Here is a 19,669-nt window from a genome sequence, read left to right on the forward strand (position 1 = left end):
AACCACCTCAGGACGACATTACCGTCTAGCGAGGTATAGCGCTAAACCTAATCGCTGCGGACGCCGGTCCGCACCCTTCGCCGCGCTCCGGAAACCGTTGAGCCAGAACGGGAGTCCCGTGACCACCGACCTCTCGACCAGCCCGCTGACCACCGCCCCCGGCCAGGGGACGCCGTGGTGGCGCGGCGCCGTCATCTACCAGATCTATCCCCGCAGTTTCGCCGACGGCAACGGCGACGGCACCGGCGATCTCGCCGGCGTCCGCGCCCGCTTGCCCTACCTGAAGAGCCTCGGGGTGGACGCCCTCTGGTTCACGCCCTGGTACTCCTCACCGCTGGCCGACGGCGGTTACGACGTCGCCGACTACCGCGCGATCGACCCGGCGTTCGGGACCCTCGCGGAGGCCGAAGAGCTGATCGCCGACGCGGCCGGGCTGGGCATCAGGACCATTGTGGACATCGTCCCCAACCACGTCTCGGACCGGCACGAGTGGTTCCGGGACGCGCTCGCCGCCGGGCCGGGATCGCCGGAGCGCCGACGGTTCTGGTTCCGCCCGGGCCGCGGCGAGCACGGCGAGCTGCCGCCGACGGACTGGGAGTCCAGCTTCTCCGGCGGCACCTGGACGCGCGTCACCGAACCGGACGGCACGCCCGGCGAGTGGTACCTGCACCTGTTCGCGCCCGAGCAGCCGGACCTCAACTGGAACCACCCGGACGTCCGCGCCGAGCACGAGCGCGTGCTGCGCTTCTGGTTCGACCGGGGTGTCGCGGGCATCCGCATCGACTCCGCGACCATGCCGGTCAAGGACCCGTCGCTGCCCAACGAGGTGACGCCGGACGCGCACCCGTTCGTCGACCGCGACGAGATCCACGACATCTACCGGAGCTGGCGGGCCGTCGCCGACTCCTACGCGGAGCCGCGCGTGCTGGTCGGTGAGGTCTGGCTGGCCGATCCGCGCCGCTTCGCGCGCTACCTGCGGCCGGACGAGATGCACACGGCGTTCAACTTCGACTTCATGATGCGCCCGTGGGACGCCGGCGAACTCCGCACCGCCATCGTGTCCACTTTGGACGCCCACGGCTCGGTCGGCGCGCCGCCGACGTGGGTGCTGTCCAACCACGACGTCACCCGCGCGGCGACCCGCTACGGCCGTGAGGACAGTTCGTTCGGCTTCGTCGCCCGCGCCTTCGGCATCCCCACGGACCTCGTGAAGGCGCAGCGGCGGGCGCGCGCGGCCGCGCTGCTGTCGGCCGCTTTGCCCGGCTCGCTGTACGTCTACCAGGGCGACGAGCTGGGTCTGCCCGAGGTCGAGGACCTCCCGCTCGGCGTCCTGCAGGACCCGATGCACTTCCGCTCGGGTGGCACCGACCCCGGCCGCGACGGTTGCCGCGTCCCGCTGCCCTGGACGTCCGACGCGGACAGCGCGTTCGGCTTCGGCGCCGGAACCCCTTGGCTGCCCCAGCCCGCGAACTGGGGTGACTACTCGGTCGAGCGGCAGGACGGCGATCCCCGGTCGATGCTGACGCTCTACCGCACCATGATCGCGCTGCGCCGGTCCGAGCCCGCGCTGCGTGGCGAGGAGTTCGCCTGGGCGGCCGACGGCGGCGCCGACGTCCTCGCCTTCCGCCGCGGTGACGACCTGCTCTGCCTGGTCAACTTCGGCGAAACCCCGCTCGACCTGCCCGTCCACCTCGAAGTCCTGCTCGCCAGCGAAGAGCTGACGGACGCCCAGTTGCCCACCGACACAGCCGTCTGGCTGCGAGTCTGAAACCCCGCCAGGAGTGACGATGAAGTCCTCGAAGATCGCCGCGGTGTGCCTGTGCGCCGCCGCCGCGCTGACCGCCTGTTCCGGCGCCGGCGACACCACCACCGCCGACGGCAAGACCGTCGTCAAGGTGTCCATCGAACCGGGCCTGGACCAAGGCGCGGTCGCCGCGTTCAACGCCCGGGTGACGCAGTTCGAAGCCGCGAACCCGAAGATCGACCTGGTCCCGCAGGAGTTCAAGTGGGACGCGACGACGTTCACCGCGCAACTGGCGGGCGGCACCCTCCCGGACGTCCTGACCATGCCGTTCACCGACGGCCGCGGCCTGATCGAACGCCGTCAGCTCGCCGACATCAGCGGCCTGGTCGACCAATTGCCGTATGCGAAGAAGTTCAACCCCGAGGTCGCGAAGGCCGGTTCGGCCGCCGACGGGAAGATGTGGGCCGTCCCGATCGCCGCCCACGGCCAGGCCCTGCACTACAACCGCACGCTCTTCAAGCAGGCCGGTCTCGACCCGGACAAGCCACCGTCCACTTGGGACGAAATCCGCGCGGACGCGAAGCAGATCGCGCAGAAGACCGGCCAGGCCGGGTACGCCCAGCTGACCACCGACAACACCGGCGGCTGGATCCTCACCACGCTCGACTACGACTTCGGCGGCCGCACCGAACAGCTGGCCGGCGACAAGGCGACGGCGACGCTGAACACCCCGCAGATGGCCCGTGCGCTGCAGACCATCCACACCATGCGGTGGGACGACAACAGCATGGGCGCGAACTTCCTCTACGACTGGAACGGCATCAACCAGGACTTCGCCGCCGGCCGGATCGGGATGTACGTCTCCGGCGGCGGCAACTACGGCTCACTGAAGGCGCAGAACGCGATCAAGGCGGACGACTACGGCGTCACGGCCCTCCCCCTCGACGGCCCGGACGCCGGTGTCCTCGGCGGCGGCACGCTCGCCGGCGTCAACGCCAAGGCGAACGACGCCGTCAAGGCCGCGGCCGTGAAGTGGATCGACTTCTACTACCTGAGCAAGCAGGCCGACCAGGCCGCGGCGGTCGCCGACGCGAAGACGACCGCGGACTCGGGCGAGGCGGTCGGCTCGCCCGAGCTGCCGGTGTTCGACAAGGCGACCTACGACCAGCGGATGGGCTGGATCGCGCAGTACGTCAACGTGCCGGTGAAGCAGATGACGCCGTACACGGACAAGATGTTCGGCCAGCCGCTGATCCCGGAACCGACGCGGTCCACCCAGCAGGTCTACGGCCTGCTCGACCCGGTGGCGCAGAAGGTCCTGACCGACCGCGGCGCGGACATCCCCGCGCTGCTCGCCGACGCGCAGACGCAGGCCCAGGCGTTGCTGGACAAGCCGTGACGCTCACGGCGGCCCGGCCGGCGACGGCGACCTCGCGCCGCCCGGCCCGGGCCCGCCGCCGGCGCACCCCCCTGACGTGGGTGCGCGGCGGCGGCCTCGGCACCGTGCTGTTCCTGCTGCCGATGCTGGCGGTGTTCGGGCTGTTCTCGTGGCGGCCGATCGGCCAGGCCGTCGTGATGAGCTTCCAGCAGACCAACCTCGTCTCGGCCCCGGTGTTCGTCGGACTGGACAACTACAAGGCCGTGCTCGGCGACCCGCAGCTGTGGAACGCCGCGGGCAACACGCTGTGGTTCGCCGTGCTGGCGCTGCTGCTCGGTTACCCGATCCCGCTCATCGCCGCGGTGCTGATGAGCGAGGTCCGGCGGGCGAAGGGGCTCTACAGCGCGCTGGCCTACCTGCCGGTGGTGATCCCGCCGGTGGTGGCCGTGCTGCTGTGGAAGTTCTTCTACGACGCGAGCCCGAACGGCGTGTTCAACACCGTGCTGGGCGCCGTCGGAATCAGCCCGGCGCCGTGGCTGCAGTCGGCGTCGACGGCGATGTTCTCGCTGGTCGCGGAGGCGACGTGGGCGGCGGCCGGTGCCACGATCATCATCTACCTCGCCGCGCTGACCAGCGTCCCGCCCGAGCAGTACGAGGCGGCCGAGATCGACGGCGCGTCGGTCTGGGGCAAGGTCTGGCACGTCACGCTGCCGCACCTGCGCGGGGTCCTGCTGATCACGTTCATCCTGCAGATCGTCGGCACGGCGCAGGTATTCCTCGAGCCGTTCCTGTTCACCGGTGGCGGCCCGGCGCGCTCGACGACCACGATCCTGCTGCTCGTCTACAACTACGCCTTCGCGGACAGCCTCGGCGGCGACTACGGCGCGGCGACCGCGTTGAGCGTCCTGCTCGCCCTGGTCCTGGGCCTGTTCTCCGCCGTGTACTTCCGCCTCACCCGCTCCTGGAGCAAGTCATGACGCGCGCCCTGCTCTCGCCGTCGGACTGGCGGCGTCCAGTGGTCCGGCGCACCACCCGCACGCTGCACGCACTGCTGCTCGCGGCGTTGTTCCTGGCCGGGCTGGGGCCGATGCTGTGGCTGGCGAAGGCGGCCGTCACCCCGACGCAGGACACGCTGCGCGACCCACTCGCGCTGTGGCCGCACGGGATCGACTTCGCCAACCTCTCGACGGCGTGGACGCGCGTCCAGATCGACAAGTACTTCCTCAGCACCGTGTGGGTCGCCGCCGGGTCGTGGCTGGTGCAGCTGATCGTCGCGACGACGGCCGGGTTCGCGCTGTCGGTGCTGCGGCCGCGCTACCGTCGCGTGCTCACCGGGGTCGTCCTGACGACGTTGTTCGTCCCGGCGGTCGTGCTGCTGGTGCCGCTGTACCTGTCCATGGTGGACTTCTCACTGATCAACTCGTTCTGGGCGGTCTGGCTTCCGTCGGGTGCCAGCGCGTTCAACATCCTGCTGGTGCAACGGTTCTTCGACAACCTCCCGCGTGAGGTGTTCGAAGCCGCTCGCGTTGACGGCGCGGGGCCGCTACGGCTGTTCTGGTCGGTCGTGCTGCCGATGTCCCGGCCGATCCTCGGAGTCGTCTCGGTGTTCGCGATCGTGGCGGCCTGGAAGGACTTCCTCTGGCCGATGCTGGTGCTGCCCGACCCGGCAGTCCAGCCGCTCTCGGTCCGGCTGCCGGCGTTGCAGAAGTTCGTCGAGCTGGACGTCTTCCTCGCCGCTCTGGCTATTTCGACGGTGATTCCCGTCGTGCTGTTCCTCGTGTTCCAGCGGATGTTCCTGCGCGGCAACGCGCTGGGCGGAGCCGTCAAGGGCTGACTCTCTGGTTGGGAGAAAACAGATGCGCAGATCCCCTGTCCTGGCCGTCGCGGTGCTCACTTTCACCGCGGTGGTGTCCACGGTCCCGGCGCACGCCGCGACCACCCGTCTGGAAGCCGAATCCGCTGCTCTTTCCGGCGGCGCTGTGGTCGAAACCGACCATCCCGGCTACAGCGGTTCCGGCTTCGTCGGCGGTTTCACCGACGGCCATCTTGGCACCGCGCGGACGACCTTCGCTGTCTCCGCCGCTTCGGCGGGTTCGTACACCCTCGCGCTCGGCTACGCGAACGGCACCGGCTCTTCCCGGACCCTCACCCTGACCGTGGACTCCACGGCACAGCAGATTTCTTTGCCCGCAACAGCTTCCTGGGACAGCTGGGGCTCGGCGAGCGTGGCCGTCCCGCTCGGCGCGGGCGCGCACAGCGTGTCCTACACCTTCGGCTCGGGGGACAGCGGAAACGTCAACCTCGACCGCCTCGACGTGACGCCGTCCGCGGCCGGGCAAGTGGGTCCGCTGTTCGAGGCCGAGAACGCGACGCTCTCGGGCGGCGCGGTCGTCGCGACCGACCACCCCGGCTACAGCGGGAGCGGCTTCGTCGGCGGGTACACCGACGGCAACAAGGGGGCCGCGCGGACGTCGTTCGCCGTCAACGTGACGACTGCAGGAACGCAGTCGCTCGCCCTCCGGTACGCGAACGGCACGGGTGTGGCCATGACGCTTTCGCTCTATGTCGACAGCGTCCGGCAAGGTCAGGTGTCGCTGCCTGCGTCGGCGAACTGGGACACCTGGACGTCGGCGACCGAGTCCGTGACGCTGGCCGCGGGCGACCACACGGTGGCATACGCCTTCGACAGCACCGATTCCGGCAACGTGAACCTGGACAGCCTGACCGTGACAGTTTCGGTGCCTGCTGGTCCTGGCGAAGCCGAAGCCGCGTTCCTCTCCGGCGGCGCGACCGTCGGTGCCACGACCGCGGGGTACACCGGACCTGGCTATGTGACGGGCTTAGCGACGCCGGGCGCGCGTCTGGTGCGCACCTTCGCGATGGCGTCGGCGGGAACGGCGACCGCGACGATTCGCTTCGCCAACGCGGGCACCCTCACGGTGTCGGCGAACGGCCGTGACGCCGGATCCGCGACCTTGCCGTCCGGCAGCGGCTGGCGGACGGCCACGGTCTCGGTGCCGGTCCGCGCGGGCGTCAACACGCTGCAGCTGGCCGGGACCGGCAGCGACGTCCTGGTCGACAGCGTGGTCGTCGCGAACGAGACGGCGCCGGCCGCCCGGGGCGCGACGACGCCGTACACCGAGTACGAGGCCGAAGCCGGGTCGACGACCGGGACCGTGCTCGCCGCGGACCGGACGTTCCACACGGTCCAGGCCGAGTCGAGCGGGCGCCGCGCGGTGCGGCTGGGCGCGACCGGGCAGTCGGTGAGCTTCACGCTGACGCAGCCCGCGAACGCCGTCACCGTGCGGTTCTCGATCCCGGACAGCGCGGACGGCGCCGGGCAGACCGCGCCGCTGGCGTTGTACGCGAACGGGACGAAGGTCCGCGACCTGACGCTGACGTCGACCTACAGCTGGGTCTACGGCGCTTATCCGTACACGAACGTGCCGTCGCAGGGCAGCCCGCACCGGTTCTACGACGAGACGCGCGCGCTGATCGGCGACTGGCCCGCGGGCACCGTGCTGAAGCTGCAGAAGGACGCGTCCAGCACGGCCGCGTACTACGACGTCGACCTGCTGGACGCCGAGCAGGCACCCAGTGCGGCGACCGCCCCGGCGGGTGCGCTGTCCATCACGTCGTACGGCGCGGTGCCGGACAACGGCTCGGACGCGACGTCGGCGATCAACGCCGCGATCGCGGCGGGCGCGTCGCAGAACAAGCCGGTGTGGATCCCGGCCGGGACGTTCCGGATCACGTCGAAGATCACTGTCGCGAACGTGCGCGTTTACGGAGCGGGTCCCTGGTACTCGGTGATCCAGGGCACGGGCCCTCGCGGTGGCTTCTTCGGCACGGGCAGCAACGTGACGCTGGCCGACTTCGCGATCTTCGGTGACGTCCGGATCCGCGACGACAACGGCTCGGACGGCGCCCTCGACGGCAACTTCGGCACCGGGTCGCTCGTCCAGAACCTGTGGATCGAGCACACCAAGGTCGGGCTGTGGGCCGACTCGGGCACGAATGGCCTGTACGTGGTCGGCACGCGGATCCGCGACACGTTCGCGGACGGCGTCAACATCCACGCCAAGGACGCCGGGACGAGCAACGTGCGGGTGGACCAGTCGATGGTCCGCAACACGGGCGACGACGGGCTGGCGATGTTCTCCGAAGGCGACACGGTGGCCGGGAGCGCGTACACGTTCAACACGGTCCAGTCGCCGGCGCTGGCGAACGGCATCGGCGTCTTCGGCGGGGCGGGCAACCGCGTCGAGGACAACGTCGTGTCGGACAACGTCGAGGCGGGCTCGGGCATCACGGCCGGCACCCGGTTCAACCCGGTGCCGCTGTCCGGCACGACGTCGATCCGGCGCAACACGCTGCTGCGGACGGGCAGCTTCGAGCACAACTGGAACTCGGCGCTCGGCGGGCTCTGGATCTACGCGGACTCGGCGGACATCGCGGCGCCGGTCGTCGTCGAGGACCTGACGGTGACCGACAGCACGTACCAGGGTGTGCTGCTGAGCTTCCAGAAGTCGATCACGCAGCTGAGCTTCGACCGCGTGACGATCGCCGGAGCGGGCACGTACGGCATCGAGACGAACGCGACGGGCAGCGCTTCGATCGCGCACACGTCGGTGACCGGAGCGGCGTCCGGCGGCCTGCTGAACGACGGCGGGTACACCTTGGTGAGGGGTCCCGGGAACTCGGGTTTCTAGCCGACGAAAGAAGCCCGGTGACCTCGTCGGTCACCGGGCTTCTCCGTGGGTGGCGGGTGAGGGATTCGAACCCCCGTAGGCGTAAGCCAACTGGTTTACAGCCAGTCCCCTTTGGCCACTCGGGTAACCCGCCATGGCCGGTCGAACCGGCCGGGGAGAAGCTTACCCAACGGGTCGGAGCGGGGGTCAACCGGGATGCCCGCCCCCCGGTGGGGGCTAGGCTGGGTGGCCCCTGACAAGCGAGTACGAGGTGTGAGGACACGTGGCGGATCCCTCTTTCGACGTCGTGAGCAAGGTCGACCGCCAGGAGGTGGACAACGCGCTGAACCAGGCGAGCAAGGAGCTGGGCACCCGGTTCGACTTCCGCGGCACGGGCACGACGATCAACTGGTCCGGCGAGGAGGCGATCACGATCGAGTCCGAGACGGAGGAGCGTGCGCTGGCCGCGGTCGAGGTGTTCAAGGAGAAGCTGATCAAGCGCAGCATCTCGTTGAAGGCGTTCGAAGCGGACGAGCCGGCCCTGTCGGGCAAGATCTACAAGATCGGCGGCAAGATCCTCCAGGGCATTGCGTCGGACAAGGCGAAGCAGATCGCCAAGTTCATCCGGGATGAGGGGCCGAAGGGTGTGCAGGCCCAGATCCAGGGTGATCAGCTGCGGGTTTCGGGCAAGAAGAAGGACCAGCTGCAGGACGTGATCGCCTTGCTGAAGGGCAAGGACTTCGAGATCGCGTTGCAGTTCACGAATTACCGGTGACGCACCCTCGTTGACCTGCGGGTATCTGGTTTCAGGTGCCCGTGGGTACAACGTCGGTACAACCGAGCGCGGAGTCGACGAGCGTCCGCGTCTGGTCCACCGCGTCCGGCCAGTAGCCGACGTAGGTGTTGAGCGTCACCGCGGGCGTGGTGTGGCCCATGGCGAGCTGGACGGTCTTGACGTTCGCTCCGCCGAAGATCAGCACCGTGGCGAAGTAGTGCCGCAGGTCACGCAGGCCGAAGCCTTCCGGCAGCCCAGCGGCCTTCACGGCCGGACGCCAGATGTACGACCAGTCGGCCCGGTGGATCGGACGGCCGTCGCCCCGGGTGAACACGAGGTTGGCGGGCCGCCGGATCGGCCGGCGGGGGTCGGTCTCGTCGTCGATCTCCTCCGGCAGAGACCGGAAGGTCTCCAGGTGGCCGCGCAGGGAGTTCGCGACCAGCGTCGGCAGCTCGTTCGCCCGGCGGCTGGTTTTGGTCTTCGGCGGGGCCAGGTACGGCGTGCGGCCGGACACCACGGTGAGCTGATGCCGGACCTCGACCTCCATCGCGTCGAAGTCGATCGCGTCCCGCTCCAGGCCGAAGATCTCGCCACCACGCCAGCCGCAGCCAGCCGCCAGGTAGACGATGGGCCGGTACCGCTCCGGCAGCGCGTCGTGGAGCGCGTGGACCTCTTCGGGACGCGCGATGTAGTACTGGGCGTCCTCGATCTCCGGCAGCCGGATGCCGACGCACGGGGACGTCCCGATGCGCTTGTCGGCGACGGCCGCGTTGAACAGCGGGACGAGGGTCCCGAAGTAGACGACCGTGAGCGTGCTCGGAGCGAGCTTCGCGACTCGATCCTTTACCCAGCCCCGAATGTGGGAGCTACGGATCTGTGCGATGGGCAGCTCACCGAGCACGGGCACCAGGTGCCGCCGGATCACGCGCTCGGTGCGTTCGGCCGTGCTCGGGCGGTGCAGCAGCGTCTGCCGCCACTGGTCCGCGTAGTCCTTGAACGTCAGCCGTCCGGCGCGTGGGTCGACGTACTGGCCGCGCGAGATGTCGGCGTGCATGTTCGCGTCGTGCCGGTCGGCGTCGGCGCGGCGCTCGAACAGCTCGGTACGGGCTTGTCCGGTGTCCGGGTCCACCCAGCGCACGCGCCAGCGCTTACCGCGTCCGTGGCGCTTCGAACGCAGCCGTTCGCCGGTGACGGAGTCGCGTTTCCGCAGGTACCAAAGGTCGTCAACGGCCATGTGGTCCCCCACCGTCGTCGTCCTGGCCGTCGAGCTTGCGCCGGGCGAGGTGCAGTTCGGCGAACACGGCGGCAAGCCGTCGTTCCGCGTCGTTGTGGTAGCCGATGCCGGTCATGGACCAGTCGTTGACGACGGTCAGGACCTCGGTGTCGGCGATGCCCAGGGCCTCACGCTGCTCATCGAGGCGGTACTCCGCCCGGGTACGGCGGATCTGCCCGAACGTCGTCGAGTAGCGGCGGGACTTGGTCAGGAAGTGGCCCCGGAACCCGAGCATGTGCGCCCACTTCCGGAGGTTCAGCTCCCGGTACTCGGGCAGGCCACCGAGCCGCCACGCAGTGCGCATGAGCTGCTTGTGGTGCTCGGTGATCGGAAGCTGTTCGATGTGCTCGGCCGAGCGGATGCGGTAGTCGGAGCCCTCGGTGAGGCGGGTGCCCTTGGTGGCGTACTTGGCGACGTAGCCCGCGACGCGCCGGTCGTGCCAACCACCGTCCGAGTCCTCCGAGGCGCCTTCCGAGGCCGCGATGGGCTCCACGTCGACCTGCTCACCCCAGGTCAGCTCGACCACGCCGACCGCCGGGGACTCGGGGGCGCGTACGACGACGGAGGCCGCCGCGTCCTCGATCACGGCGGTCAGGAGGTCGCCGGTCACTTCGGCCGGCGGGGGCGGTCCGTCCGGTCCCTCGGGGCCATCGACGCGCACGACGGCGTGGAAGTGGATGAGGCCGCGCCGCTGGTACTCCGCGACCTTGGCGTAGGACAGGCGCATGACCTCGCGCAGCTCAGCCGGACGCAGCCCGAGGGCCCGAGCGAGCTTGCGCCCCACGGCGATGGTGAAGCGGCGCCACAGCTCCCCGGCGTGGGCTTGCCACAGCACCGACCCGACGTAGTCGTAGGCCTCCGGGTCGAGGGGCGTACCGAGGACGTCGTCGTACTGGGAGTGCAGCTCACCGCAGGAGCAGCGGCGCACGTGTCCATTGCGGAACGGTCGCGAGTGGACTTTCCCGAACGACGGCGCGGTCAGCGTCGCCAGCACGCGCAGGTGACCGGTGACGGTCTCGGGGACACCCTTGCCCCCGGCCATGCCAGCGCGGATGAGGTGGAACGTGTCGTGCGCGTAGTGGGCGGAGCAGGACTCGCACACCGACGCGCGCCGGTTCTTGCAGGGGACGAACACGCTGCCGGACAGCTCGGCGACAACCTTGCCGGAGGAGTCGACCACAGTGGATCCCCCGGCCATCCGGACCGGCTTCGCGCAACCCCGAGCGGCCTTGACCTTCCCGGCCCAGGTGTCGAAGTTCGCGCGGGCGAGGACGTGCGACAGCGCCGGGTCCAGCGTGCCGGACTCCGAGAACGCGGCCACCACCTCACCGAAGCCAGCCGGAGCAGCCACCATCAGGCAGCCACCCCCGCCCGAGCGGCGCCCGGCCAACCGGTCCGGGTCGAGCGGCGGTCACCCCACACAACGGGACGGGACACCGAGTGCACGCCGTCCAGGCAGGGCACTTCGAGGACTTCCCCTCGCTCCACGAGGGCGTTCCAGCGCTCCAGCGAGACGCCCATGTTCAGGACCAGGTCCTGGACCAGCTCGGGGAGGTCAGCGAACCGCAGGTCGCAGAACCGGCGGCCCGTCTCCGAGTCCACATCGGACAGGCGGAACCGCTCGCCAGGCAGGCGACGGACCTGCGCGCAGTGGCGTTCCTGCCGGGCCACGACCATCTCCGAGTAGGAGCCGAACCGGCCCTCGCCCCGGCAGGTGCGGCAGGCGACGCCGGACCCGGGCGTGAGCGTGCCCATGCCCGAGCACGACCAGCACGGCGTCCACGCGATCACGGGAGCCTGGATGTGCGGCTGCCCGCAGCGGGAGCAGTCGAAGGTGAGCACGTCACCGAGCTGCATGGCGGTCATGGCTCAGACCCCCGCGCAGAAGCAGACGTAGGCCGTGCCGACGGTCCCGGTCACGGAGCCGTCCCGATCGCAGGCCGCGAGGGTGCCCCAGCAGTCCGGGCACCAGCCAGCGGGGCCAGCACGGTGCACGCGATCGGGGAACGTGCGGAACAGCGGGGCCAGGGAGTAGTACTGGAACGGCCCGACGACGGTGTAGGTCTCCCCCGCGTCCACGAGCGCTTCCCACTTCGCTTCGGTCAGCCCGACGACGTCCGTGATCACGTCCTCGACGTACGGCGGCAGGTCACCGAACTTGTTGCGGCCGAACGGTTCCAGCGTCAGCGGGTTCTCGTCGGAGAACCGGAACCGCTCCGGGATCACCGTCACGTACCGCTCGTCATCCAGCAGTGCAAGAGCGCCCATGTTCGCCTCCGTCGTCGCGCCGACCCGGTCAACCTCCCTAGGGAGGTATTCTCAGATTGCACCTCCCTAGGGAGGTTGTCAAGCGAGGTGTGGAGGTCTCACTAGGGAGGCCGTACGCTGGACGTTGACGCAGCGAAGGAGACCCCGTGTCGGAACGGCTACCGCTCAGCAGACGGATCGCGGCCGACTTACGCGCCGCGATCATGCAGGGCGAACTCGCTCCGGGGGCCGTGCTTCCGTCCGAGCGACAGCTCATCGCTCAGTACGGCACGACGAAGGCGACGGCCGGCAAGGCGATTGCCTACCTGGTCTCCGAGGGCCTGGTGACGACCGAGTTCGGACGCGGCACCTTCGTCCGACGCCGCCCACCCCTCCGTCGCGTCTCGGCAGCACGACGCCACGCGGCCCACCGGGACACCGGGAAGCCCGTCTTCGACGTCGGAGCCATCGAGCAGGGCCGGGTTCCGTCGCGCCGGATCCTCTTCGTCGGGCGCGCTCCCCTTCCCGCGAACGCAGCTCATTGGCTACGCGCCTCACCCGGCGACGAGGCAGTGGTACGCCGTCGTTTGCAGTTCCTCGACGAAGAGCCGGTCGTGGTCTCCGCGAGCTACTACCCGCTGTGGCTCGCAGCGGACACCCGGCTCGAATCACCCGACGCGCTCCCGGAGGGGCCCGACGAGCTGATCGAGTCGCTGGGGCACACGTTCTTCCGAGGGGTCGAGGTGTTCAGCGCGCTCATGCCGACCCCGGAGGAGACGGAGCTGCTCAACCTCCACGCGGGGGTGCCGGTGATGCATATGTGGGACGTCGACTACGACAAGGACGGCAGGCCGTTGCAGGCCGCTCACGACGTCTACGCAGGCGACAAGCACGAGTTCATCTACGAATGGAACGAAGGCGACATTCAGCCATGACGAGCGAGTGGCCCGGCAACTGGGCTGACCGGATCAGCGGCGAAGCCTGTGAGATGTGCCAGTCGAGGCGCTTGGACGAGGACACCTACGGCATCCGGATCTTCGAGACGGCCGATGTGGACGCCGTGCTCCAGCGGGCCGATATCCAGCGCGGGTACACGCTCGTGATCTGGCGCGGACGTCACGTCGTCGAGCCGTTCGAGCTGACGGACTCGGAGGCGCAGGCGTACTGGAAGGCGACGTTGACCGTGGCGAAGGCGCTGGCCACGTTCTATCGGCCACTCAAGATGAACTACGAGACGCTGGGGAACACCGTCCCGCATCTCCACACGCACCTACTGCCGCGCTTCGTCGAGGACCCTGCTCCGGGGAGGCCGTTCCCGCTGCTGCCTCAGAGTGGCGACGAATCCAAGATCGATCCTGCGAAACTCGCCAGCGACGCTGCAGCGCTTCGGACTCTTCTCGGTTGAGCCGCTGCCCGTGAGGCGGAGGCTTGGTGAGAACTTTCTCTACAGGATCAAGGCGGCCCCTGCGGGGCCACTCGGCCCCAGCTCTTTGCTCCGGCCAAGCCCTCGCGGGGGCGTGCGGCCTGGCGGCCGGTCCCCCGCGAGTCGGCCGGGGCGAGTGGGCCGAAGGGTTCGGGTGAGCCGTGGATCCGAGAAGAGTTGTCCTCGCCGGACGGGCAGGTCTCCGAGATGGCCGGCGGGGCTCGCATGTTGCGTCCGTGGTTGGCCAGACGGCATCTCGTCAACCTCCCGGAGGGCTATCACGCCGCGTCAAGGGGGCGGTTTCGGAGCTCAGTCACGGTCAGCGGAAGGTGCCCCCTTGACGCGGCGTGATCGGGCTACGCCAGGTCGACGAGATACCGAGAGGCCATCCACTCTGTTGATCAAGCCCCTCGCACCCGCATATTGAGCCGGTCAGTCACACCATCAACGTGATCTAACCATTTTTCCAGGTGCACAAATGGGACCACGTCAAAAATACTTCGCCGATGCCTGCTAGCCTCCATCCACGACGCTCGATTCTCGTGCACAACTGCGACAAAATCGCGGTCTTGCAGCACCACTTCATCTACGCCGACAGGATCGACAACCTTTAAGTCTCCACCGGTGACACATGCCGGAAAAATCGCACCGTCTCTCCCCGATTTTGTCTCCCCACCCAACATTGTGCGCCTGAGATCAAACGCGGCCTTAATAGGTGGATATCCAATCTCCGGCAGGACATTCCTTGCCTTAAACCCTTTACCCTCTCTCTCGATTCTAACGATCTGCACCGCTTTTTCAATGTTGTTCAAGCGGAAGACTTCCCAGTCGTCGCCCAAGCCGAGCGTCTCCCAAGCGCGCTTGACTTGGTACGACTGGCCAGGCACAGGGTTAACAGGTCGATGCTTCTCAGCTTCCGAATTATCAACCTTGGAGAGCCTCAGCTCAAATGGCGGATTCCCTCGTTCATACGGCGTCCACGGCCTCGTAAAGGCGACGTGAGTCTGAGGACTACTCTTACACTCAATTACAACAATCTGCGCAATTGGATGCTCAGCTTGCTCGTCGGTGGCAATATACTTCAAGCCGATTACGTCGATCTCTCTCGGCTTTCCCTCGTCAGGATCCACATACGACCCCGCGATACGAGTAGAGTAACCGCGACACTCAAGCACCAACGCGACCCTCTGCTCAAGAAGAAATCCTGAGGCTAACAATGCCTCTGCAGTCTCGGCGTCAGTCGGCTTTTCACCCATTGCCCCAGAGTACGTCGCCAGACGTCCGCAACCGACTCGCCGCGCCGGGTACAAATCCGGTACAGATGGCACCAACTAGCGACGACCGACGACGACCATCAACGGGCACAAACCCGCAGCTCAGAGCCCCGCGCCACAGCATTACCCCAGGCCGGACGCAGTTCACGAATTACCGCTGATCCCCTCGGCCCGCGGGCGCCGTAGACGCCCGCGGGTCAGGACGGTGTCACCGTCCAGCTCGCTTCGTACCCGTCCACCCGCAGGTAAGCCGGCCCACGGACCTCACGGTCCACGTCCACATCGCCGATCTCGTTGACCAGCAGGTCGCGGTCCTCCTCCGAGTGGACCCACAGGCCGATGTTGCCCTTGGTCTTCGCCGTGAACTTCACGTGCGTGATCCCCGCCGGCACGCGCAACACCGCGTCGCCCTTGCCCGATGTCGGTGCGCCCGCGGCTACCGCCGGCAAGCTCCGGTAGTCCGCGATCGTTGCCGTCCAGGCCGCGTTCGCGAGGACCGTCACCTTTCTCGTCGGGCGGTCCGGGTCCGTGTTCAGCCACGTCGTGCCCTGGTACTTGCCGATCGCGTTGACCAGGCCGAACTCGCCGCCGTCGGTGCTGATGATCACGTTCGACCCGCACTTCGGGCAGTCGAACGTGAAGAAGCCCAGCTGGTCCGCCGGCCACGTCACCGCGAACTCGCCCTCACCCTTGCCTGTGTGCGTCTCGGTCGCCACGTCGCGCGGCGCCGGGGCTGCCGAAGTAGTTGGCGTCGGCACCTCAGTCGAAGACGACGTCGGCGCCCCGACGATCGTGCCGAACCCCGTCGCGGGTGCGCACGCGGACACCAGGACCACCGCCAGCAGGCAGGACAGCCGGAGTTTCATCGTTCCCCCTCGGGGCCACCACCGGCCCCCAGGTGATCTTTCGGCGTCCTTTGCCGGAGCGTTACCGTCGCTGTGCGTGAGCGATCACCCGGACGGGCACAGCGGAGCCCTCGAACGCGCGAATGCCCCGTGTGACTGTCCACGAAGGACCCGGCCGGCGTGCTGTAATCGCGCGGTCACCGCGTGGAGAGGGTCGGAATGCGCCGCTTGCTCGCCTTCGTGCTGTCACTCACCGTGATCGGCGCGACACTGACCCCCGCGAGTGCCGCCGAGCGCAAGCAGCTCCTGCCCGGCCTGGGCTCCTACGCCCGCCTGGTCCGGCTCGACTACTCGATCTTCGGCCGCGGGCACATCATCGCGGCGCTGACCAGCGAAGACGCCGGTGGCAAGTTCACGCCCGTCATGGAGAGCACCGACGAGGGCGAGACGTTCCACCAGATCGGTGCCATCCACGACCCCGACGGCCGGTACGGCATGTGCTGCGGCACCCTCTACGAGCTGCCGCAGCGGGTCGGCCGGCTCCGCGCGGGCACCCTGCTCTGGGCAGCCTCCTACCGGCAGGACGCCGGGGCGCAGCGGCGCGTCGGGATCAAGGTGTGGGCCAGCAAGGACGGCGGCCGCTCGTGGGGCTTCCTGTCCGAGGCCGCCCGCTCGCACAACATCGACGGCATCTGGGAGCCCGAGTTCACCGTCGACGCCGGCGGCACGCTCTGGCTCCACTTCGCCGACGAGACGCAGGCACCGAAGTACGCGCAGGTCCTCAACCGCGTCGCCTCGACCGACGGCGTGAACTGGGGCACCAAGCAGCTCACCATGGCCATCCCGCCGGACCGGGTCCGGCCCGGCATGCCGATCATCCGCAGGCTGCCCGACGGCCGCTACTACTTCGCCTACGAGATCTGCAACTTCCGCGACCGCTACTGCGACCCGTACTTCAAGATCTCCCCCGACGGCGCCAACTGGGGCAGCCCCACCGACCCCGGCACGCGCGTCGACACCGCGAACGGCAACTACTTCCAGCACGCGCAGACGATCACGCTCTTCCCCGGCGGCCCGAACGGCGTGCGGATCGTCATGGTCGGGCAGATCTACACCAACGCGAAGGGCCAGCCGCAGCCGCAGAACGGCCAGGTGCTGCTGGCGAACGACAACTTCGGCAGCGGCCACTGGTACGAGCTGCCCGCCCCGGTGCACATCACCGGCATCTACAACAACTTCTGCCCCAACTACTCCTCGACGCTGCTGCCGGTCGACGACGGCAGGAACGTGCTCGAGATCGCCACCGAGTGGCTCAACGGCCACTGCGCCGCGTACTTCGGCAAGGGACCGGCCTTCTGACGGCGGGCCCTGCCCGTAGGGTGGCGGGGTCGTGGCCGCGGAGAGGGAGGCAGTTCATGAAGGGCATCGTGCTGGCCGGAGGCAGCGGGACACGCCTGCACCCGATCACCCAGGCGGTGTCGAAGCAGCTGCTGCCGGTCTACGACAAACCGATGGTCTACTACCCGATCTCGGTGCTGATGCTGGCCGGGATCCGCGAGATCCTCGTCATCTCCACCCCCGCCGACCTGCCGATGTTCCGCAAGCTGCTCGGCAACGGCGACCAGTTCGGCGTCTCGTTCTCCTACGCCGAGCAGCCCAGCCCGAACGGCCTGGCCGAGGCCTTCGTCATCGGCGCGGACTTCATCGGCGACGACGACGTGGCGCTCGTGCTCGGCGACAACATCTTCTACGGCCAGGGCTTCTCCGGCCGCCTGCAGCAGGCCGTGCGCAACCTCGACGGCTGCGTCCTGTTCGGCTACCCGGTGAAGGACCCCGAGCGCTACGGCGTCGGCGAGGTCGACGCCGACGGCAAGCTGGTGTCCATCGAAGAGAAGCCGGCCAAGCCGCGCTCGAACAAGGCGATCACCGGGCTATACATCTACGACAACCAGGTCGTCGAGATCGCCCGCGCGCTGACGCCTTCGGCGCGCGGTGAGCTCGAGATCACCGACGTCAACCTCGCGTACGTGCGCCAGGACCGGGCGTCGCTGGTCGACCTCGGCCGCGGCTTCGCCTGGCTCGACACCGGCACGCACGACTCGCTGCTCGAAGCCGGCCAGTTCGTGCAGGTGCTGGAGCACCGCACCGGCGTGCGCATCGCGTGCCTCGAGGAGATCGCGCTGCGGATGGGCTTCATCGACGCCGACGAGTGCTACGCGCTGGGCGAGAAGCTGGCGAAGTCCGGCTACGGCGACTACGTGAAGGCAGTCGCCGTAGCGGCGGGAGCTTCGACCTAGCGTTACGGGTAGACCCGCAGCGCCGAGGTCTTGTCGTTCATGCTGCCGAGCCCGTAGCACGTGTAGCAGGTGATGCTGGCACCGCCGGGGCCGGGCAGGTCGTAGAGGATGCCGTGACTACAGGTCCCGACCGCCTCCCAGGACGACAGGACGTTGTTCTGGACGATGGTGCTCCACGTCCAGACCCGGCCGCCCGAACAGCCGGGGCTCGCCACGTCGAACCACCAGCAGGTGCCTTCGAAGTTGCTGTCCCGGCACCCGTAGCCGACGTGCACGTTGGCGGCCACCGAGTCCGGTGCCGCCAGGGCAGCCGGCCCGCACAGGGTGCGTGCCGCCGTGACGACGTTGGTGTTCCCCTTCTGTTCGAACGCCGTGGCCTGGATCGTGCAGGCCTGCCGGGCGGAAGCGGCTGCCCCCGGGCTCGCGGTGGTCGTCGCGGACGCGGGAACCACCAGCCCCACCGCCAGCAGCAACCCAGCGGCCAAGCTCAGGAGCACAGCGATCGGCCGACTTTTCACCATGGACTTCTCCCCATCGTCGAGGTGTCGTAACCGGACGGCTCGATCCTCGCTCTATTCCTGGTTTCCACCACACCTTTCGACCAGGTTCGAAATCTCCGCGATCACCATTGCCCCACCGGGGTCGGGCGGCCGTTCAGCAAAGCGACACCCATGGCCGTGAGGTGGTGCACCACCGAAGCACCGTCACGGTTGCTGGTGATGAGGCCGGCATCTCGCAGGATTTTCGTGTGATAGCTGATCGTCTGGGCCGAAATCCGCAATTTACCGGCGATGGCGCCGGTGGCGAGCGCATCATTCCCGGCGAGTTCGAGAATCCTGGCTCTGGTGTCTCCGAGCAGATCACCGAGCGTTTCGCCGCCTGCCGCGCACCGGCCGCTCCCGGACAGCCACCGGGGATCGCGCCGGACCGGCAGGACCAGCACCGGCGAGAGTTCGCGGTCGAACAGCGTGACCGGGTGGCGGACGCAGTAGAAGGACGGGATGAGCAGCAGTCCCCGTCCGCCGAGGTACAGGTCGCGGTCGAAGGGGTACCGGGTCAGCAGCAGAGGTGGCTGCCAGTCGTAACCGGGCCCCAGCGATCGCAGCAGCGCTTCACTGCCCCTGCCGGCCGCGATGTGGGCGTACTCGTGGCGCACCTCCGCCAGCCGCAGGTCGATCAGCTGCCGGAACGGGGCGATCGCGGCGTCGTAATAGGTCCGCAACGTCCGGCAGACGTGCGCGACCTCGTCCTTATCGCCGATGGCGAGCAATCGCACCCGCGGCGGCAGTGCCCGTGTGCGGGCCAATTCGGCGAGCTGGACCGAAAACTGAACTCTGGGCGTGCACCGCACCGCGTTGATACCATCGGCGACATCGCCCGTTTCGGTCGCCGGGGTGAGGAAGTCCGGAAAGTAGCTGGCCTTGGGATCGATGACCTTCAGAAAATCCACGGCCGCTTTCAGCTCGGGTGACAGAGATACGGCCAGCCGCCGTCGCCAGGGGTCGAACACCGGATCCGGTTCCCCCGGCTGCAGCAGATGCAGGCTCAGCACCACTTCCCACATCCAGTCCGTGGAGGTGGCCAGCCGCACCCTGCCCTGGTCCTCGGACGTGAAATGAATTCGCAGCAACCCCTCGGTGTTCACCGGCTCCCCCTGAGCGATCCCGGCGCGACCCCCGTCGGCGCCTCGGCGTGAAGTGCACCGTCCAGTGGTGGCATCGC

Annotated in this window: 18 protein-coding genes and 1 tRNA gene; 10 read left to right on the plus strand and 9 right to left on the minus strand. The window is 68.5% G+C overall.

All coding sequences use genetic code 11. The features are described 5' to 3' along the window. Positions 1–118: 118 nt before the first annotated feature. From QRX60_RS08240 to QRX60_RS08260, 5 genes are read left to right on the plus strand one after another with little or no spacing between them, the layout of a single operon-like run. Complete coding sequence (locus QRX60_RS08240; RefSeq protein ID WP_286000174.1) at positions 119–1,768, plus strand: glycoside hydrolase family 13 protein; 1,650 nt, start codon at positions 119–121, stop codon at positions 1,766–1,768. A gap of 19 nt (positions 1,769–1,787) precedes the next feature. Further along, the gene (locus QRX60_RS08245; protein WP_286000175.1) at positions 1,788–3,143 is read left to right on the plus strand and encodes an ABC transporter substrate-binding protein; all 1,356 of its coding nucleotides are present in this window, start codon (positions 1,788–1,790) and stop codon (positions 3,141–3,143) included. Next, a complete protein-coding gene (locus QRX60_RS08250; protein WP_286000176.1) occupies positions 3,140–4,099 on the plus strand; it encodes a carbohydrate ABC transporter permease in 960 nt (319 codons plus the stop codon). Before QRX60_RS08245 ends, QRX60_RS08250 begins: the two co-directional genes overlap by 4 nt. Beyond that, on the plus strand, positions 4,096–4,956 hold the full coding sequence (locus tag QRX60_RS08255) for a carbohydrate ABC transporter permease (protein WP_286000177.1): 861 nt from the start codon (positions 4,096–4,098) through the stop codon (positions 4,954–4,956). The genes QRX60_RS08250 and QRX60_RS08255 overlap by 4 nt, the downstream gene beginning before the upstream one ends. A 22-nt stretch (positions 4,957–4,978) precedes the next feature. Beyond that, positions 4,979–7,834 carry a carbohydrate-binding protein gene (locus tag QRX60_RS08260; protein WP_286000178.1) on the plus strand — a complete coding sequence of 952 codons (2,856 nt, stop codon included), beginning with the start codon at positions 4,979–4,981 and terminating at the stop codon, positions 7,832–7,834. A gap of 50 nt (positions 7,835–7,884) precedes the next feature. On the opposite strand, the gene QRX60_RS08265 is transcribed toward QRX60_RS08260, so the two are convergent. After that, positions 7,885–7,967: transfer RNA gene (locus QRX60_RS08265), tRNA-Tyr, on the minus strand. A 129-nt stretch (positions 7,968–8,096) separates the two neighbouring features. Here QRX60_RS08265 and QRX60_RS08270 point away from each other — a divergent pair. Then, entirely contained in the window at positions 8,097–8,588 is a 492-nt protein-coding gene (locus QRX60_RS08270) for a YajQ family cyclic di-GMP-binding protein (RefSeq protein ID WP_286000179.1), read from the plus strand. A 31-nt stretch (positions 8,589–8,619) separates the two neighbouring features. Here QRX60_RS08270 and QRX60_RS08275 read toward each other — a convergent pair whose 3' ends face one another. The 4 genes from QRX60_RS08275 to QRX60_RS08290 are packed head-to-tail and all read right to left on the minus strand — an operon-like array spanning position 8,620 to position 12,129. Next, entirely contained in the window at positions 8,620–9,822 is a 1,203-nt protein-coding gene (locus tag QRX60_RS08275) for a tyrosine-type recombinase/integrase (RefSeq protein WP_286000180.1), read from the minus strand. Then, positions 9,812–11,215: a replication initiator gene (locus QRX60_RS08280; RefSeq protein ID WP_286000181.1), complete on the minus strand. Its 1,404-nt coding sequence runs from the start codon at positions 11,213–11,215 to the stop codon at positions 9,812–9,814. The genes QRX60_RS08275 and QRX60_RS08280 overlap by 11 nt, the downstream gene beginning before the upstream one ends. Next, positions 11,215–11,727 carry a hypothetical protein gene (locus QRX60_RS08285; RefSeq protein ID WP_286000182.1) on the minus strand — a complete coding sequence of 171 codons (513 nt, stop codon included), beginning with the start codon at positions 11,725–11,727 and terminating at the stop codon, positions 11,215–11,217. The genes QRX60_RS08280 and QRX60_RS08285 overlap by 1 nt, the downstream gene beginning before the upstream one ends. A gap of 3 nt (positions 11,728–11,730) precedes the next feature. Further along, the gene (locus QRX60_RS08290; RefSeq protein WP_286000183.1) at positions 11,731–12,129 is read right to left on the minus strand and encodes a hypothetical protein; all 399 of its coding nucleotides are present in this window, start codon (positions 12,127–12,129) and stop codon (positions 11,731–11,733) included. Positions 12,130–12,275: 146 nt separating this feature from the next. Here QRX60_RS08290 and QRX60_RS08295 point away from each other — a divergent pair, with 146 nt between their 5' ends. Continuing rightward, complete coding sequence (locus tag QRX60_RS08295) at positions 12,276–13,043, plus strand: GntR family transcriptional regulator (RefSeq protein WP_286000184.1); 768 nt, start codon at positions 12,276–12,278, stop codon at positions 13,041–13,043. After that, positions 13,040–13,513 (plus strand): HIT family protein, encoded by a 474-nt coding sequence (locus QRX60_RS08300; RefSeq protein WP_286000185.1) that lies wholly within the window; start codon positions 13,040–13,042, stop codon positions 13,511–13,513. Before QRX60_RS08295 ends, QRX60_RS08300 begins: the two co-directional genes overlap by 4 nt. Before the next feature lie 419 nt (positions 13,514–13,932). Here the strand turns inward: QRX60_RS08300 and QRX60_RS08305 are convergent, their stop codons facing one another. Both QRX60_RS08305 and QRX60_RS08310 read right to left on the minus strand, forming a co-directional pair. Beyond that, a complete protein-coding gene (locus tag QRX60_RS08305) occupies positions 13,933–14,787 on the minus strand; it encodes a hypothetical protein (RefSeq protein WP_286000186.1) in 855 nt (284 codons plus the stop codon). A gap of 215 nt (positions 14,788–15,002) precedes the next feature. Then, positions 15,003–15,671, minus strand: a complete 669-nt coding sequence (locus QRX60_RS08310; RefSeq protein WP_286000187.1) for a hypothetical protein — start codon at positions 15,669–15,671, stop codon at positions 15,003–15,005. Between the two features lie 198 nt (positions 15,672–15,869). Here QRX60_RS08310 and QRX60_RS08315 point away from each other — a divergent pair, with 198 nt between their 5' ends. Both QRX60_RS08315 and rfbA read left to right on the plus strand, forming a co-directional pair. Next, entirely contained in the window at positions 15,870–17,009 is a 1,140-nt protein-coding gene (locus QRX60_RS08315) for a sialidase family protein (RefSeq protein WP_286000188.1), read from the plus strand. Positions 17,010–17,065: 56 nt separating this feature from the next. After that, positions 17,066–17,947: a glucose-1-phosphate thymidylyltransferase RfbA gene (gene rfbA / locus QRX60_RS08320; protein ID WP_286000189.1), complete on the plus strand. Its 882-nt coding sequence runs from the start codon at positions 17,066–17,068 to the stop codon at positions 17,945–17,947. Positions 17,948–17,949: 2 nt separating this feature from the next. On the opposite strand, the gene QRX60_RS08325 is transcribed toward rfbA, so the two are convergent. Together QRX60_RS08325 and QRX60_RS08330 are read right to left on the minus strand one after the other, a co-directional pair. Further along, on the minus strand, positions 17,950–18,468 hold the full coding sequence (locus QRX60_RS08325; protein WP_286000190.1) for a hypothetical protein: 519 nt from the start codon (positions 18,466–18,468) through the stop codon (positions 17,950–17,952). Between the two features lie 101 nt (positions 18,469–18,569). Further along, positions 18,570–19,592 carry an ArsR/SmtB family transcription factor gene (locus tag QRX60_RS08330; protein WP_286000191.1) on the minus strand — a complete coding sequence of 341 codons (1,023 nt, stop codon included), beginning with the start codon at positions 19,590–19,592 and terminating at the stop codon, positions 18,570–18,572. Positions 19,593–19,669 lie beyond the last annotated feature (77 nt).

It is taken from the genome of Amycolatopsis mongoliensis, from assembly GCF_030285665.1.
GTDB classification, from domain to species: Bacteria; Actinomycetota; Actinomycetes; order Mycobacteriales; family Pseudonocardiaceae; genus Amycolatopsis; species Amycolatopsis mongoliensis.